Raw genomic sequence first — 15,480 nt, forward strand, 5'->3', positions numbered from 1 at the left:
GAATACATCTGCCTACACATGAAAAGTCCGGAGGATGTATGACTGAAACAAACAATAGAAAATTTCCCGCGAGAGCTAAGTTCGCTGAACAGCCCCCCCTTTCATATTCGACAGTACATCGACGTGTAAAACCAGGAATCCTCCCAGCCACCATCAGATTATGTCTCACCGGACATTCAATAAGATTCACGTTGCTTAGCATTCAACTACACCTGAAAAACATTTGAGGAGGGGGATATGGAATTTCGATTACTGCCGGATGGATTGGAGTTCAAGGAATCGGAGCGCTGGGTCAAACTCGGGGGTTATATCAACGTACTGGCTCGAACCAGCTCTTCAGATCATAGACACAGCTACGGAATTTTACTCGAGTGGAAGAACCGAGATGATGTTCAGTTGCAAGATATCGCCCTCATTCGAGACCTGCAGGGTGATAAAAGCAGTCAGGTTCTGGAAATGTTGCTCGATTCTGGCTATCAACTGGAGCAGAGCCCCCTTGCTTGGCCACGTATACGGCGCTATCTATTCAATGAAACCCAACGTGCAGAACCAGCAACATGCGCTGAACGAACCGGCTGGTATGCTGAAGCCTTTGTTACCCCTGGCTGGAGTACCCCTAGGAGTAACGCAAAATTGTATTTTGCGTGCAGAGGATTAAATATGGGTCTGCGGCAATCTGGTACACATGAACAGTGGAAGGAGGAGATTGGCAAACTTTGTATTGGTAATCCGATGTTAATTTTTTGCTGTGGCGTGGCTCTAAGTGCTCCACTGCTGAACAGCTCTGGAGTTGAGAACCTAATATTCCATCTCTATAACCACTCGGAATCGGGCAAACCAATAGCTCTGAATGTTGCTGCATCGCTTTTAGGCGATGAGTCGCTAATCCGGACTTGGCAGAGGGCTGCTCACAGCCTATCTGCAGCCGCAGTAATGCACCACGATATTCCACTACTCCTGAATGAACTATCTCAGGCCAAGGCAGAAGATGTAGGTACTGCCGTTAACTCGATTTGTAGCGGTAGCCCCAAGCCAAGAGTAAACGAAGAATCAGACAGTTTTGCCATAGGTGAGCATTGGCGGACCATAGCTTTATCCAGTGGAGATGTGACTTTGACTGAGCACATGGCCCAGCTAGTTACAGCTCCATTTTCTGGACAACGAAACCGAGTGGTTGAGATCCCTGTAACAGGTCCGCTCGGTATATTTGATCGACTCCATGGATTCAAACACCCAAGCCTCTTGGCTGATGAGTTGCAACGACGCTGCAAGAAATACCACGGCTCGTTATTCCAGTTATGGGTAGATAGATTGGTCAGCTACGAAGAGCTTGAGCTGGAGCGCAAGGTATCACAACATCTTTCATATCGTTGTGACCAAATTAGAAAAGATGCAGAGCGGCTACTTGGCTACCCCGTCAGTCCGCAAGTTATGCGAGTAATTCAGCAGTTTGCCTTAGTTCAGGCAGCGCTGATCACGGCCAATCATTTCGAGCTGTTGCCCTGGCAAGAACATCACTCCGAGGATGCAGTTAACTATTGTTTCAATCTCTGGCTAAAAAACCGTGGTCATGGCCTAGATACTGAAGATTATCGGTTGTTTAGCATGTTGAAAATGGCCATACCTGACTGGGGACCATACATTAGGACACTGGATAGTCGACTGAACTCTAGTGTTGGCTACAGCAGAACATATCAGGGAGAGTTGCAATGGTTGATCAAACCTGATGTGCTGAAACAAGTATTAGATTTGCGCCCTCATTATCGCTCACAGATACAGCGCCTAATAACAAAAAACTGGTTTCAATTCAACGACTTTGAAAGGTTCACTCTCAATATTGTTCGCGAGAAAAAAACAGCTCCCTATTTTGCCATCTGGCCAGAACGAATCAAAAAAGACCTAGCTGCATTGGGGGTGATTGAATGAATGTTCCTGTTTTCCCTGCACCACTAACCCTGTTGTGAGGTAGCAGCATGCAGACTGTTTTTATGCTTTTAGCACAATACGAGAAACCCATCGTACCGCTTAAAGAGATCTGTAGTGAGTACTTTGGTCTGTCATATCAAACAGCCAGACAGCGGGCAAATGCCGGGATGCTCCCCATTCCAACGTTCCGAACGAGCCAAAAGAGCGACTATCTTGTGCACCTGAATGACCTGGCCAGCTATATAGATCAGCAGAGAGAGAAAGAAGTTCGCAGGTTAACCGCGATCACAAAGATGGAGGCTCGAAGATAATCTTCTGGATGGGAAAGCCCGCTAGTCGCCTGTCTCTTATACAAAAATCCCCAAGCATCGCTTGGGGATTTTTTTGAACTTCTCTCCCATTCTGTGATCTGAACCTTTCATCGCTCTCTTCCCTGGTTCTAACATGCCCTTCACTCAACCGGCTCTCTGGGCGCAGGCACAGTTTGGTCACGCCAACCTTAACGACCCAAGACGCACCAGAAGACTGGTTGCCCTCGCCACTGCCCTTGCTCACCAACCAGGAGATTGCGTGTCACACCTTCCCCTCTCACCTGCTGATATGGAAGGCGCATACCGCTTCATTCGCAGCCCACATGTCAGTGCCGAGGCCATTGCCAACGCTGGCTTTGCCGTCACCGCCGCCCATGCCAGAGACCATTCCCTCTTGTTGGCACTGGAAGACACCACCGCTCTCACCTTCCATCATACCAGCGTCAAAGACCAGCTGGGCCACACCAACCAGGGCAGCAGTCGCGCCCTGCTGGCTCACTCCGTACTGCTGTTCGCGCCGCACGAGCGCAAGGTGGTGGGTTTGGCCGCCCGGCAAATCTGGACCCGGGATGTCAGCAAGCGAGGGCAGAGTCGACAACACGCCACCCGCCCCTATCAGGAGAAAGAGAGCTACAAATGGGAGCAAACCGCCAAAACACTCGCCACCCGGCTTGGCAGCACCCTGGCCAACGTTATCTCGGTCTGTGACCAGGAAGCGGATATCTACGAATATCTGCACTACAAGCAGAAAAATAATCAGCGCTTCGTGGTGCGCTCGATGCAAAGCTGCTGTATCAACGAGCACGACAACAAGCTCTACGACTATGCCAGGCAGTGCCAATCCGCGGGCTCCCGGGTGGTCAAGATACCCCAGCGGGTTGGCAGAAAAGCCAGAGAGGCCGTGCTCGACATCAAGTTTGCCAGGGTCACCCTGAAGGCCCGGCCAACAAGCGTAGCGAGCCGGATATTCCGCTCTACTACGTGGGATGCATCGAGCAGAGCGATGCAGCAGACCGGCTGGAGTGGCATCTGCTGACCAGTGAAGCGGTGACAAGCCCCGAGCAGGCCAGCGAGATTATCGGCTACTACGAGCGGCGCTGGCTCATCGAGGATTATCACAAGGTGTGGAAGAGTGCGGGCACGCGGGTCGAGGCGTTGAGGATGCAGAGCCGGGAGAACCTGACGCGTATGAGCGTCATCCTGGCCTTTATCGCGGTACGGTTGCTGCAGTTGCGATTTATCAAAGAGGAGCCTGCTGCGCAGGGAGAGAGCTGCAAAGGACTGCTGGGCACAAAGAGCTGGCAGCTGCTGTGGTTGAAGATGGAGAAGAGAGCCCTGCCGAATGAAGCCCCCGACATGGCGTGGGCGTACAAGAGCCTGGCGATACTGGGGGGCTGGAAGGACACCAAGCGCACGGGGCGAGCCTCGATAGCGGTGTTATGGGAGGGCTGGTTTAGGTTACAGGCTCTCCTTGAAGGCTATGAGCTGGCACTGTCTCTTGAGCATCAACAGTTGTGATCAAGAGACAGCCAAATTGGTCCCTTTTTTCATTCTGCTCTTTGTCTGTGGTCTGGGTCAGTTTATAGATGCTCCTACCTGCACAGCAAACAGCTCAAGAAAGACATATAGGCAGCACATTATGAGGATACAGCAACCCATGCTTCCTCCTCTTCACCCTTAAGGGCTGGATTGAGTATACTCAAATAGTCACCACTACCAACATAACATGTTGATAAAAGTGACTTTTGTATTTAAAGAACAATGTTGTTGGGACATATTCGCAAAGTAGACGAGAAGAGCAGAAAGACTTGAGAACAACACCTGTTTAAAGCCATTTTGGCAACCGCCTGCCCCATATCTGCCCCATGGAAATTGAAGCCCACGCCTGATAAGGGCTAGAAAAAGAATCTCACCAATCCAGCATGGGGGCGATGGAAAAACGCTGCGCCTGCATAAAAATCATCCGGGTTGGCTAAAGAAAGGGGCGGATTTTATCACAACGTGAAGCAGCCCCAGAAAATGAATTTTGTCGCCGCGCCATGCGAGGCCCTGTGATAGTATCCAGCTAATAGAAAGGGCAATTGCGCGATCATGAATCAAGACCAACTTTTACAACGAGCCGAGCGACTCTGTGTACAGCGAGGGATCCGCTTCACCCCGACCCGACGTCAGGTATTTCGCCTGCTGGCGGCACATGGCAACGCCATCAGCGCCTATGATTTGTTGGCCCAACTGCAGCAAACGGAAGCCAACGCCAAGCCGCCAACCGTCTACCGGGCACTCGATTTTCTGCTCGAACAGGGCTTTGCCCACAAGGTGGAATCGCTGAACGCATTTATCTTCTGCTGCCACTTCGATCACGCTCACCCGATGCAGTTGCTCATCTGCGATGACTGCGGCGAGGTGGTCGAGCTGCACGACACTGCGATCGATAGCGCGTTTTCCGAGCAGGCCCATCTGCATGGTTTTACTATTACCAATAAGACGATAGAGGCACATGGCCAATGTGCTCGCTGTACGCCCACTGTAGGAAGTCATCATGAAGGCTGATTTTGTAAATCCGTTCCTGCTCTCTCTGCTCAATGTGCTCTCTACCATGGCACAGCTGGAACTCAAACCGGGCAAACCGAAACGCAAGATGGACGAGCTGGCTCGCGGCGATGTCTCAGGCCTGATCGGCATGGTCGGCCCGCAGACCCGTGGCTCGCTCTCCATCAGCTTCGAAAAAGGGCTGGCGCTGGAGATCATGCGCCGCATGCTGGGGGAAGCTCCTGCCACCATCAATGAAGAGGTGACCGACATGGTGGGCGAGATCACCAACATGGTGACCGGCGGCGCCAAGCGGATGCTGGGCGAGAAGGGCTATGAATTTGACATGGCCACTCCGGTCATCGTCTCCGGCCCCAACCACACCATCACTCACCGCGCCGATGGCACCAAGATCATGATGCCTTTCGAATCTGATTTTGGTCGTGCCACCATCGAAATCTGCTTCGAGTAGTCACGATGTGGACTGCCTTGAAGTGGTTCTTTATCTGCTGGGCGTTGCTGCTGATCCTCTCTGATATCCATATCAGCACCTCCCTCTACAAATACGAAGACAATCGGGTGGTCATCAACTTCCCCCGCTGGCAAGCCAAAGCGCCGTGGGGCACCTTCGAATGGCACGCCGGGCGCGTTCAGACCCACTGGTACGGTCTGGATGGCAAACCCAAGCCGGAAGGTCCGCGCATCTAGTTCGCCTGCTCGAAGACCAATACTAAGAGGCCAGCATCAGCTGGCCTCTTTTGTTATGCGGACGGGTGAGTCACCTGTTTACGCTGCCTCGGCAGCCAGACCTCCGGCCGGCCGCACCAGCATGCCAAGCACACAGGCCAGCAGGGTTGGCATCAGCCAGGCGAGCCCCTTGTCAAACAGCGGCAGGAAGGCAAACGCCTCCATCTTCATGCCGGCAGCACCCAGCCCATCGAGACAGCCAAACAGGAAGGCCACCGCCAGCACGCAGCGAAACGTCAGGCGAGGACGACCAAAATAGCCCTTGAGGAAGGTGACCAGCACCAGCGCGATAGCGACCGGATAGATGGCCACCAGCACCGGAATGGAGAGACCGATCAACTCGCTCAAACCCACATTGGCCACCAGCGCGCAGAGCGCCCCCAGCAGCATGACCCAGTTGCGATAGGCCCAGCCCGTCAGGCCGTGGAAGTAGTCGGCACCAGCACAGAGCAGGCCAACCGCGCTGGTAAAGCAGGCCAGGGTGATGATGGCGGCCAGAATGAACTGACCCGGCTGGCCAAACAGGCTCAACACATAGGCGTTGACGATGGTGCCGCCATTGCTGATATCACTAGCGACGCCTTCAGCACTGTTGCCCAGATGAAAGAGCGAGATATAGACAGCCGACAGCCCGACCGCCGAGATCAAACCCGCGATGGTCAGATATTTGAACTGGCTGCGGTAATCCTCAATCCCCTTCTGGCGTAGCAAACCGATGATGAGGGCACCGAACATCAGGGATGCCAGGGTATCCATGGTGTTGTACCCCTCCAGCATGCCTTTGGTCAGGGCAGCGTCTATGTACTCGCCGCTGGCATCGGGCATGGAGCCCTGCGGCGCCATAAAGACCCCGACCGCCAGAATGAGCAGCATCACCATCAGCGCCGGCGTCAGGTACTTGCCGACCGCATCGAGCAGCTTGCCGCGATCGAGCGCCACCAGGATTACCAGCGCAAAGAAGCTCAGGGTATAGAGCAGCAGCCCCGCATGGCCGGCATCGCCGAGCCAGGGCTTGAGCCCCATCTCGTAGGCAACCAGACCGGTGCGGGGAATGGCGAACGCGGGCCCCATGATGATGTAGATGGCGATGGCCAGCGCAGTGGCGACGCCTGCCGGCAAATAGCGGGTCAGCTCGGTCCAGCCACCGGCACCACGCCCGGAGCTGCCCTTGGCCACCGCAATCAGAGTGATCAGCGGCAGCCCCACCGCCGTCAGCAGAAAACCGCACATGGCGGCGACCAGATGCTCACCGGCCATAAAACCGGCCAGCGGCGGAAAAATGATATTGCCTGCCCCCAAGTAGAAGGCGAACGTCATAAACCCCAATCCGAATACGTCGGACAACTTCAATGATTTCGTCAAACCCAACCTCATCTGCCTTATCAGCTTGTTCTTGTTGATTACACCCACTGCCTGGCAGATAACCTGACAACCATATGCTCGCTTCCCGCTCTCCCCGAGAATCGGATGAGGAGCGCCATCCTGAGCATAAAGAAGAGATATTTGATCTCAATCACACATTAATATCTTGAAACAATTTACTTGGCCAGAATTAATCACTGAATGGTCATCGCAGGGAAGTCGCAAAAGAGCGGGAGAGAGAAAGGAGGCCGCAGAGCATCCGGCATAAGTGCAGGAATTAACAAACAAAAGAGCCTGCACAAGGCAGGCTCTTTGGTCAGAGAGAGGGAAACTATCAGGCAGCTTCGGCGGCCAGCTTCTCGGCCGGGCGAACCACCATCCCTACCACGCAGGCCAGCAGGGTCGGCATCAGCCAGGCAAGGCCCTTGTCAAACAGCGGCAGGAAGGCAAACGCATCCATCTTCATGCCGGCAGCACCCAGACCATCCAGGCAGCCGAACAGGAAAGCCACCACCAGCACGGCGCGGAACACCAGACGCGGGCGACCGAAGTAACCCTTCAGGAAGGTGACCAGCACCAGCGCCACGGCAACCGGATAGATGGCAACCAGCACCGGAATGGAGAGGCTGATGAGCTGGCTCAGACCCACGTTGGCCACCACGGCGCAGATAACGCCCAGCAGCACGACCAGCTTCTTGTAAGCCATGCCGGTCAGATTGTGGAAGAAGTCGGAGCAGGCAGAGATCAGACCCACGGCAGTGGTGAAGCAAGCCAGAGTAATGATGGCTGCCAGAATGAACTGACCCGGCTGACCAAACAGGCTCAGCACATAGGCGTTGACGATGGCGCCGCCATTGCTGACATCGGTCGCCACGCCTGCAGCAGTGTTGCCCAGCTCGAACAGGGAGATGTAGACCACGGAGAGACCGATGGCCGAGATCAGGCCGGCAATGGCCAGATACTTGAACTGGCTCTGGTAGTCATTAATCCCTTTCTGGCGCAGCAGGTCGACGATCAGGGCACCGAACATCAGGGAAGCCAGGGTATCCATGGTGTTGTAGCCTTCCAGGATCCCTTTCACAAACGGGCTGTTCTGATAGTCACCGGCAGACTCCGGCATGGTGCCCTGCGGCGCCACGAATACCCCGATCGCCAGGGTCAGCAGCAGCAGCATCAGCACCGGAGTCAGGTATTTGCCGATGGCGTCCATCAGCTTGCCCTGATTCATGGAGACCAGCACGGCCACCCCGAAGAAGAGCACAGTGTAGGCAGCCAGACCCGCCTGACCCATATCGCCGATAAAGGGCTTGAGACCCATCTCGTAGGCCACCAGACCGGTACGGGGAGCCGCAAAGGCCGGGCCGATGATGATGTAGATGGCAACCGCCAGTGCAGTGGCTACGCCCGCAGGCAGCAGCTTGGTCATGCCAGCCCAGCCGTTACCGGCCTTGGCGACAGCAATGATGGTGATGAGCGGCAGGCCCACAGCGGTAACCAGAAAACCCAGCATCGCCAGAGAGAGGTGTTCGCCAGCCATGTAACCAGCGAGCGGCGGGAAGATGATGTTACCGGCGCCCAGGTAGAAGGCGAAGGTCATGAACCCCAATCCGAGAACGTCGGACAACGTGAGTGATTTCTTCAAGTTCAACCTCGTCTGTCTTGTAAATTATTGCTTGTTATAGTTTTTATCGGTCATTGACCAGTTTGTTCATATGGGTAAAAAAAAGAGCCCCGCTTGATTTTTCATCGCGACCAGTGGTTTTGGCTGGTCTGGAGCGGGTGCTCGATCTGGAACCAGCATAATGGCATGAAAAAATAGTTCAAGACGAAATTTACATCTTCAAATAGAAGGGGCTGGTCAGTTGGATATATCTGTCGGAATAGGCTCCATCAGCAGAATGGATCACAATATCCCCCCTTTCACACCTGTTTAATCCTCTGCCAAGTCGCAATAAAACACGATTTGCCTCTTTACCCTCTCTGGTGATAACAGCTGTATAACAAATGCCATGCAGATCATAATCCGCCGAGATGCATAAAATTTCATCAGCCATTGCCGTCGGCAGCACCAGTGCCACCTCGCCATTCGGAGCCAGCAGTCGGTCGCAGGCAGCCAGCAGCGCATGGCTGTCGAGGGCGCCGGTATGGCGAGCCATCGCCCGAGCCGGGTCGCTGAATGACTGGCCTGCCACGAAGTAAGGGGGATTGGAGACAATCAGATCGTAAGGGTCGGCCTGATACCCCTGCACCGCGCTTTCGATGATGGCCACGCGATCAGCCCAGGGGGAGGCAGCGACGTTCTCTCTGGCCTGGATCACTGCATCACTATCCAGCTCCACCCCGTCGATCTGGCAGTCAGATCTGCTGCGCTGGGCCAGCATCAGGGCGATGAGGCCGCTGCCGGAGCCGATATCGAGCACCCGTCGCGCCTGTTCGACCGGGGCCCAGGCACCGAGCAGGATGCCGTCGGTGCCCACCTTCATGGCGCAGCGATCGTGATTGATATGGAACTGTTTGAAGGTAAAACCGCGACTACGCCCCATCTGGCCCCCGTCATCTGCAAAAATGGTTGGCGATTATAGCGACTAAGCCACACTCGCCATAGGAGCCGACGAGATAATCGCCTATAATCTGCCGTTTCCTTAATGACCGAGTATTGCCATGAGCCAGTCCTTTGATGATTTCGACCTGCACCCTGCCCTCAACCGGGCTTTGGCCGAGATGGGATTCACCCGCCCCACTACCATCCAGCAGATGGTACTGGAGCCAGCCCTGGACGGCCGCGATATTCTGGCATCCGCTCCGACCGGTACCGGCAAGACCGCCTCTTTCCTGCTGCCGGCGCTCCAGCACCTGCTGGACTTCCCGCGCCGCAAGCCGGGCCCCTGCCGCATGCTGATCCTGACCCCGACCCGCGAGCTGGCGCTGCAGGTCACAGCCCACGCCAAGGCGCTGGCGGCCCACACCAACCTCAGCATCGAAACCATCATCGGCGGCGTCAGCCATGAAGAGCAGCTGCCTGCCCTGACCAAAACCACCGACATCGTGGTGGCCACCCCGGGCCGTCTGCTCGAGTACATCGAGAAAGAGGAGTTCGAGAGCCACGACATCGAGGTGCTGGTGCTGGATGAAGCGGACCGCATGCTGGACATGGGCTTCATCAAGGATGTGAACCGCATCGTGGCAGAGGCGCGCTACCGCAAGCACACCATGCTCTTCTCCGCCACTCTGGAAGGGGCTGGCCTTGAGAAGTTCGCCAGCGAAATCCTCAACGATCCGGTGGAGCTGCACGCCGAGCCGCCGCGCAGCGAGCGTCGCCCCATCACCCAGTGGATCCATCTGGCCGATGACGCCACCCACAAGCTGGCGCTGCTGACCCATATCCTGAAAAACCCGGAGACCCAGAAGGCGATCATCTTCGTCAAGACCCGCGAGCGTCTGGCGGAGCTCTCCGGCCAGCTGCAGGCGGCAGGCATCTCCTGCGCCTGGATCCGTGGCGAGATGGAGCAGAGCAAGCGTATCGAGTCGATCCGCAAGTTCCACGAAGGTGAAGTGCCCTTCCTGATCGCCACCGACGTCGCCGCCCGCGGCATCGACCTGCCGAACGTCAGCCATGTCATCAACTACGACATGCCCTACGGCGCCGATGTCTACGTCCACCGGATCGGCCGTACCGGTCGCGCCGGCAACCGTGGCTGCGCCATCAGCCTGGTGGAAGCCCACGACATGGCGATGGTCGCCAAGATCGAACGCTACACCGAGGAGCGCCTCAAGCGCCGGGTGATCGACGAGCTGCGCCCGAAACACAAAGAAGCGCGGGTACCGGTGAAGAAGAAAAAGCCGGTCGACAAGAAGAAGTCCGCCAAGAAGAAAAAGAAGAAGTGATCGCCTAGCGATAAAGAGAAGGGCCATCCCGCGGGATGGCCCTTCTGCATTCTATGTATCTGGCCAATCGGAGCTGTATTGCTCCGGGCTCGCCACCGCCGTTGCAGGGCTATTTGCAGCCAGAACGACTCACTATAAATTTAATTTATGGGTTTTAGCTGAATGACCTAACCAAAACTTATAGTGAACCTCATCCGATCATCAGGGCATCAATCTGCCCGTCAGACGCCCTGTCGGGCCATCGCCCGATCCGGGCAACGAATCCCCCCTGAATGCAGCCGGCCTGTCAGGCCACCGTCTTGCGCATACCGATATGGGGGATATCGTCCTCGACATATCCCTCCCCTTCAGCCACAAAACCGTGCTGGCCATAGAAGCCCTGCAGATGGGCCTGCGCCCCCAGCCAGATGCTGTGGGTCGGCCAGCGTGCCTCGCACGCCTTGACCGCCTCGCCGATCAGCTGGTGACCGAGACCACCGCCGCGCGCCTTGGGTGAAGTCACCACCCGACCGATGGCGGCACCGCTCTCATCGCCGATGCCGGGCGCCATGATCCGCGCATAGGCGGCCAGCAGCTCGCCCTGATAGCCGAGCAGGTGCCAGACCCCTTCGCGGCGATCGAGCCCGTCCAGATCCTGAAAGGGGCAGGTCTGCTCCACCACGAACACCTCGGCCCGCAGCGCCAGCAACTCATACAACTCGTCAGTGGTCAGTTCAGACCAGGGTTTCAGGATCCAGTTCATCGGCAACTCCTTATCAGTTCGGCCTGCCAGCATAATCGTGGCGCCAGTGCCCTGCATTAACCTTTGTTAAGTTCTTTCAGCCGTTTGCGAATGCGGCTCAGGCTGACTGGCTGGCGTGATGCCGAGATGGACTGTATGAAAGGTCTGAAATCTGGTGGCCACACTGCCCCTCATGGCGCATCGGCGACACTACTCCTTGTTAAGCGCTTTCAACCGCTTGCGAATGCGACTAAGACTGATGGGAGTAATGCCGAGATAGGCGGCGATCTGGTGGTCGGGCACTCTGGCATCGAGTGCGGGAAAGCTGTCGAGAAAGTGCTGGTAGCGCGCCTGCGGGCTGCCGGTCAGCAGCAACTGCTCCTTCTCCTCCTTGATACGCAGCTGCACCTCCAGCAGGTGCTGGTACCAGCGCGGCCAGCCGGGCAGCTGGCGCAAGTCGGCCAGACTGAACAGCTGCAGACGGCAGGGCTCCAGCGCCTCCACGCTGTAGCGGGCAGGCTCGCCACTGAGCAGGTGGTGAAAGTCGAGAAACTCGTCCCCCTCCCAGTAGAACTCCTTGATGTACTCGCGGCCATCCTCCAGCACCAGCTTGGCCCGCAGCAGCCCCTGCTCCACCCTGACCAGCAGATCCGGGCTGTCGCCGGCGTGCCATAGGCAGCTTTTCGGGCTGAGGGTCAGCGGGCGGGCAAAAGAGAGGAGGCGCGCGGCCTCCTCTCTATCTGCAACCTGCGCCCAATCGAAGGGGGGTCTGTCAGTCAGCATGATTAACCGCGACGCTGACGCACGGCTTCAAACAGGCAGACGCCGGTCGCTACCGAGACGTTGAGGCTGGATACCGCCCCCGCCATCGGGATGCTCACCAGCTCGTCGCAGTGCTCGCGGGTCAGACGGCGCATCCCCTTGCCCTCGGCGCCCATCACCAGCGCCATCGGGCCGGTCAGTTTGGCCTGATAGAGGTCGTGATCGGCCTCGCCAGCAGTGCCGACGATCCAGACGCCGCGTTCCTGCAGCTCGCGCAGGGTGCGAGCCAGGTTGGTAACCTGGATCAGCGGCACCACTTCAGCGGCGCCACAAGCGACCTTGCGCACGATCGGGGTCAGGCCGGTGGCCTTGTCCCGCGGCACGATCACCGCGTGCACCCCGGCGGCATCGGCGCTGCGCAGGCAGGCGCCGAGGTTGTGCGGGTCAGTCACGCCATCCAGCACCAGCAGGAAGGGCTGGCTCTGTTGTGCCGCCAGCTCGTCCAGCAGGCTGGCCAGATCGTGCTCGGCGAGCTTCGGCGCTTCGATCACCTTGGCCATGATGCCCTGATGATTGTTGCCTTCCGCTTTGTCATCAAGGGTCTTGCGGTTCACGTTCTGCACCTTGAGGCCGAGGGATTCCAGCTCGGCCAGCAGGGGTTGCAGCCGGTCGTCATCCCGCCCCTTGAGGGCCCACACTTCGATGAAACGCTCGGGAGTGCGCTCCAGCAGCGCGGTAACAGCGTGAATGCCGTAGATCAGTTCAGTACTCATTTAGTGCTCTTGGCCTTATCGCGAGCTTTTTTGCCCGGTCGTCTGTTGCTGGGTTTGGCACGGCCACCCTTGGCGGGTTTGCCGCTATCCTTGCCATCTTTCTCTTTGCGCTTTTCGTGGCGCTCGGCGCTCTTGGCCTTCTCTTTCTTGATCTCGGCCTGCTTGCGCGCCATCTCTTTGGCGTTCTTGCCGGTGGCCTTGAGGGGCTCTTCCACCATCACGAAGTCGATCTTGCGATCGTCCAGATTGACGCCCATCACCTTGACCCGCACCTTGTCACCCAGACGGTAACGGCGGCGGAAGTTCTCGCCAATCAGCTGCTGGTGCAGCGGGTCGAACTGGTAGTAGTCGTTGGTGAGGGTACTGACGTGCACCAGACCGTCGATGTGGATCTCGGCCAGACGCACGAAGAAGCCAAAGCCGGTGACGCTGGCGATGACGCCGTCGAACTCGTCACCCACGTGATCCAGCATGTACTCGCACTTGAGCCAGTCGGCCACATCGCGAGTGGCATCGTCGGCACGGCGCTCGGTCATGGAGCAGTGCTCGCCCATCGGATCCACTTCTTCCAGCTGGTAGTGGTAACCACCGCTCGGAGTCCACTTGTGGCGCAGGTTGGCCTGCTGCTCTTTGGCGGTCTGATACTTGATCGCGCGGTGCAGGATCAGGTCGGGGTAGCGACGGATCGGCGAGGTGAAGTGAGCGTAGGACTTCAGGGCCAGACCGAAGTGACCGATGTTGTCGGCCTGATAGATGGCCTGACGCATGGAGCGCAGCAGCATGGTGGAGAGCAGCTCCGCATCGGGGCGCCCTTCAAACTTGGCAGCCAGCTCGGCGAAGTCCTTCGGCTCGGGCTCAAGACCGCCCTTGAGCTCCAGACCGAGTTCGGCCAGGAAGTCACGGAAACCGGTCAGACGCTCTTCACCCGGACGGTCGTGCACCCGGAACAGGGCGGCAGCTTCGTTCTTCTCGATGTAACGGGCGGCAGCCACGTTCGCCTGGATCATGCACTCTTCGATGATCTTGTGGGCGTCGTTGCGCACCAGCGGCACGATGCGGTCGATCTTGCGCTGGGCGTTGAAGATGAAGCGGGTCTCCTCGCTCTCGAACTCCACCGCGCCGCGCTGATGACGGGCATGCTTGAGCGCCTTGTAGAGGTTGTTGAGCTCCTCGATATGGCCCACCAGCGGGTCATACTGCTGACGCAGCTTGGGATCCCCGTCGAGGATCGCCGCCACCTTGGTGTAGGTCAGACGGGCGTGGGAGTTCATTACCGCTTCGTAGAACTTGTAGCCGGACATACGGCCAGAGGCGGAGATGGTCATCTCGCACACCATGCAGAGGCGGTCAACCTGCGGGTTGAGCGAGCAGAGGCCGTTGGAGAGCACCTCCGGCAGCATGGGCACCACGAACTCGGGGAAGTAGACCGAGTTGCCACGCTGATAGGCTTCGGTGTCGAGGGCTGTGCCCGGCTTCACATAGGCGGAAACGTCGGCAATGGCAACCCACAGGCGCCAGCCACCGCCACGTTTGGCTTCGCAGAAAACGGCGTCATCGAAGTCGCGGGCATCTTCCCCGTCGATGGTGACCAGCGGCAGAGCACGCAGGTCGATACGACCCTCTTTCGCCTTCTCCGGCACCTGCTCGCCGAGACCGGCAACCTCTTTGGTCACCTCTTCCGGCCAGGTGTGCGGAATGCCGTGGGTACGCAGGGCGATTTCGATCTCCATGCCGGGCGCCATGTTCTCACCCAGCACCTCCAGCACGGTACCGACCGCGTTGAAGCGGGCAGTGGCGCGCTGGTTAATGCGCACGACCACGACCTGGCTCTGGCGAGCCCCCTTGTTCTCCCCTTCCGGGATGATGATGTCCTGACCAATGCGGCTGTCATCCGGCACCACGAAACCGACGCCGTTCTCGACGAAGTAACGGCCGACGATATCCGCCTCGCGGGATTTGAGCAGACGCACCAGACGCGCTTCCTGACGCCCCTTGCGGTCGATTTCGGTCGGCTGCACCAGCGCATAGTCGCCGTGCATCAGACGCTGCATTTCACGGTTGTTCAGATACAGATCCGGGCCACCACCCTCGGGACGCAGGAAACCGAAGCCATCCTTGTGGCCGAGTACATAGCCTTTCACCAGATTCAAGCGATCCGGCAGGGCGTAACACTGGTTGCGCGTGAAGACCAGCTGTCCATCGCGCTCCATGGCACGCAGACGGCGACGCAGGGCTTCCAGTGGCTCTTCATCGGTCAGCTTGAGAACCTGGGCCAGCTCTTCCCGTGACATGGGTTTTTCGTGGCCCTTGATGAGGTCGAGGATCATCTCGCGACTGGCGATGGGATTCTCGTATTTTTCGGCCTCGCGTTCGAGGAAAGGATCTTTTTGAGACATAAGCAGGCCTTAGGGTAGGTGGTAACGGTGCCATTATATCGGAGGGGGGGGCGAATGGCATCCATCGA

13 protein-coding genes and 1 pseudogene are annotated in these 15,480 nt (G+C 57.5%); 7 read left to right on the forward strand and 7 right to left on the reverse strand.

All coding sequences use genetic code 11. The annotated features are described in order from the left end of the window. Positions 1 to 237 precede the first annotated feature (237 nt). The 6 genes and pseudogenes from LG31_RS0113855 (at position 238) to LG31_RS0113880 (ending at position 5,474) form a co-directional block, all read left to right on the forward strand. Positions 238 to 1,926, forward strand: a complete 1,689-nt coding sequence (locus LG31_RS0113855; protein ID WP_033115049.1) for a DUF927 domain-containing protein — start codon at positions 238 to 240, stop codon at positions 1,924 to 1,926. Positions 1,927 to 1,988: 62 nt separating this feature from the next. Then, entirely contained in the window at positions 1,989 to 2,237 is a 249-nt protein-coding gene (locus LG31_RS0113860; RefSeq protein WP_238567522.1) for a pyocin activator PrtN family protein, read from the forward strand. 133 nt (positions 2,238 to 2,370) lie between these two features. After that, positions 2,371 to 3,755, forward strand: a pseudogene (locus LG31_RS0113865) (IS4 family transposase). Between the two features lie 573 nt (positions 3,756 to 4,328). Continuing rightward, the gene (gene zur / locus LG31_RS20515) at positions 4,329 to 4,787 is read left to right on the forward strand and encodes a zinc uptake transcriptional repressor Zur (protein ID WP_041209211.1); all 459 of its coding nucleotides are present in this window, start codon (positions 4,329 to 4,331) and stop codon (positions 4,785 to 4,787) included. Continuing rightward, the gene (locus LG31_RS0113875) at positions 4,777 to 5,238 is read left to right on the forward strand and encodes a chemotaxis protein CheX (RefSeq protein ID WP_033115052.1); all 462 of its coding nucleotides are present in this window, start codon (positions 4,777 to 4,779) and stop codon (positions 5,236 to 5,238) included. Before zur ends, LG31_RS0113875 begins: the two co-directional genes overlap by 11 nt. 5 nt (positions 5,239 to 5,243) lie before the next feature. After that, positions 5,244 to 5,474: a hypothetical protein gene (locus LG31_RS0113880; protein ID WP_033115053.1), complete on the forward strand. Its 231-nt coding sequence runs from the start codon at positions 5,244 to 5,246 to the stop codon at positions 5,472 to 5,474. A 78-nt stretch (positions 5,475 to 5,552) separates the two neighbouring features. Here the strand turns inward: LG31_RS0113880 and brnQ (LG31_RS0113885) are convergent, their stop codons facing one another. From brnQ (LG31_RS0113885) to LG31_RS0113895, 3 genes are all read right to left on the reverse strand, one after another. Continuing rightward, positions 5,553 to 6,830 (reverse strand): branched-chain amino acid transport system II carrier protein, encoded by a 1,278-nt coding sequence (gene brnQ, locus LG31_RS0113885; protein ID WP_050513468.1) that lies wholly within the window; start codon positions 6,828 to 6,830, stop codon positions 5,553 to 5,555. Positions 6,831 to 7,209: 379 nt separating this feature from the next. Next, a complete protein-coding gene (gene brnQ / locus LG31_RS0113890) occupies positions 7,210 to 8,517 on the reverse strand; it encodes a branched-chain amino acid transport system II carrier protein (RefSeq protein ID WP_033115055.1) in 1,308 nt (435 codons plus the stop codon). 190 nt (positions 8,518 to 8,707) lie between these two features. After that, positions 8,708 to 9,418, reverse strand: a complete 711-nt coding sequence (locus LG31_RS0113895; RefSeq protein WP_033115056.1) for a tRNA1(Val) (adenine(37)-N6)-methyltransferase — start codon at positions 9,416 to 9,418, stop codon at positions 8,708 to 8,710. Between the two features lie 118 nt (positions 9,419 to 9,536). Between LG31_RS0113895 and srmB the strand changes: the two genes are divergently transcribed. Further along, positions 9,537 to 10,760, forward strand: a complete 1,224-nt coding sequence (gene srmB / locus LG31_RS0113900; RefSeq protein ID WP_033115057.1) for an ATP-dependent RNA helicase SrmB — start codon at positions 9,537 to 9,539, stop codon at positions 10,758 to 10,760. Positions 10,761 to 11,046: 286 nt separating this feature from the next. On the opposite strand, the gene LG31_RS0113905 is transcribed toward srmB, so the two are convergent. The 4 genes from LG31_RS0113905 to rnr form a co-directional block, all read right to left on the reverse strand. Next, entirely contained in the window at positions 11,047 to 11,502 is a 456-nt protein-coding gene (locus tag LG31_RS0113905) for a GNAT family N-acetyltransferase (RefSeq protein WP_033115058.1), read from the reverse strand. A gap of 189 nt (positions 11,503 to 11,691) precedes the next feature. Beyond that, positions 11,692 to 12,264: a Crp/Fnr family transcriptional regulator gene (locus tag LG31_RS0113910; protein ID WP_033115059.1), complete on the reverse strand. Its 573-nt coding sequence runs from the start codon at positions 12,262 to 12,264 to the stop codon at positions 11,692 to 11,694. A 2-nt stretch (positions 12,265 to 12,266) separates the two neighbouring features. Continuing rightward, complete coding sequence (gene rlmB / locus LG31_RS0113915; RefSeq protein ID WP_033115060.1) at positions 12,267 to 13,016, reverse strand: 23S rRNA (guanosine(2251)-2'-O)-methyltransferase RlmB; 750 nt, start codon at positions 13,014 to 13,016, stop codon at positions 12,267 to 12,269. After that, positions 13,013 to 15,412 carry a ribonuclease R gene (gene rnr / locus LG31_RS0113920; protein ID WP_033115061.1) on the reverse strand — a complete coding sequence of 800 codons (2,400 nt, stop codon included), beginning with the start codon at positions 15,410 to 15,412 and terminating at the stop codon, positions 13,013 to 13,015. Before rnr ends, rlmB begins: the two co-directional genes overlap by 4 nt. Between the last annotated feature and the right edge of the window lie 68 nt (positions 15,413 to 15,480).

The organism is Aeromonas lacus (genome assembly GCF_000764665.1).
Taxonomy (GTDB): domain Bacteria; phylum Pseudomonadota; class Gammaproteobacteria; order Enterobacterales; family Aeromonadaceae; genus Aeromonas; species Aeromonas lacus.

Coding starts and splice junctions, on each gene's coding strand:
- LG31_RS0113895 (WP_033115056.1), bottom strand. CDS start 9,418: ATGGGGCGTAGTCGCGGTTTTACCTTCAAACAGTTCCATATCAATCAC.
- LG31_RS0113860 (WP_238567522.1), top strand. CDS start 1,989: ATGCTTTTAGCACAATACGAGAAACCCATCGTACCGCTTAAAGAGATC.
- LG31_RS0113910 (WP_033115059.1), bottom strand. CDS start 12,264: ATGCTGACTGACAGACCCCCCTTCGATTGGGCGCAGGTTGCAGATAGA.
- brnQ (WP_050513468.1), bottom strand. CDS start 6,830: ATGACGTTCGCCTTCTACTTGGGGGCAGGCAATATCATTTTTCCGCCG.
- LG31_RS0113875 (WP_033115052.1), top strand. CDS start 4,777: ATGAAGGCTGATTTTGTAAATCCGTTCCTGCTCTCTCTGCTCAATGTG.
- rlmB (WP_033115060.1), bottom strand. CDS start 13,016: ATGAGTACTGAACTGATCTACGGCATTCACGCTGTTACCGCGCTGCTG.
- LG31_RS0113880 (WP_033115053.1), top strand. CDS start 5,244: ATGTGGACTGCCTTGAAGTGGTTCTTTATCTGCTGGGCGTTGCTGCTG.
- rnr (WP_033115061.1), bottom strand. CDS start 15,412: ATGTCTCAAAAAGATCCTTTCCTCGAACGCGAGGCCGAAAAATACGAG.
- srmB (WP_033115057.1), top strand. CDS start 9,537: ATGAGCCAGTCCTTTGATGATTTCGACCTGCACCCTGCCCTCAACCGG.
- LG31_RS0113855 (WP_033115049.1), top strand. CDS start 238: ATGGAATTTCGATTACTGCCGGATGGATTGGAGTTCAAGGAATCGGAG.
- LG31_RS0113905 (WP_033115058.1), bottom strand. CDS start 11,502: ATGAACTGGATCCTGAAACCCTGGTCTGAACTGACCACTGACGAGTTG.
- zur (WP_041209211.1), top strand. CDS start 4,329: ATGAATCAAGACCAACTTTTACAACGAGCCGAGCGACTCTGTGTACAG.